Here is a 704-nt window from a genome sequence, read left to right as displayed (position 1 = left end):
CGCCCGGATCGAGCGCGAGATGCGCCGCCGCCGCCGCTTCGTGCCGGTCATCGTCCGCGAGTTCCTGGCCTGGGAGGAGATGGCGCGGATCGAGGTGAACGCCCCGGACCTGCCCGGCATCCTCATCGACGTCGGCACCACGCGCATCGATCCCGAGACCGAGCACCTCGCCCATATCGTGGGCTATGTGGCGCCGCCCGCCGAGCGCGACATGGATGGCGATCCGCTGCTGCAGCTGCCCGGCATTCGCGTCGGCCGCTCCGGGATCGAGCGCCACCACGACCTCGCGATGCGTGGGCGCGCGGGCGCCGTGCAGCTGGAGGTGAATGCGGTCGGCCGCGTCATCCGCGAGCTCGACCGGCGCGAGGGCCAGCCCGGCCAGGACATCGAGATCAGCGTCGACACGGAGCTCCAGAAGACCATCCGCGGCAAGATCGAGGAGGGCACCTCGATCGTCGTGATGAACGCGCGCAATGGCGAGGTGCTCGCCATGGCGAGCCAGCCGAGCTTCGACCCGAACGTTTTCAATGCGGGCGTGAGCAATGCGCAATGGCGGCAGCTCACGGCCAACCGTGCGACGCCGCTCATCAACAAGGCGACCAACGGGCTCTACGCGCCGGGCTCCACCTTCAAGATGGTGGTGGCGCTGGCCGGGCTGGAGGCGCGGGTGATCAGCCCGGGCGAGCGCGTCACCTGCCCGGGGC

The 704-nt window shown here is 70.5% G+C and carries 1 protein-coding gene; it reads left to right on the top strand.

Annotated features, from left to right (window positions below):
- Positions 1-704, top strand: a 704-nt coding sequence (locus AC1DWF_RS34645) for a penicillin-binding transpeptidase domain-containing protein (protein WP_476843003.1), incomplete at both ends; no start/stop codon positions are given.

Source organism: Aminobacter sp. P4_D5, from assembly GCF_056401815.1.
The sequence above is the reverse complement of the archived record's forward strand: the minus strand, read 5'-3'. Positions and strand labels throughout refer to the sequence as shown.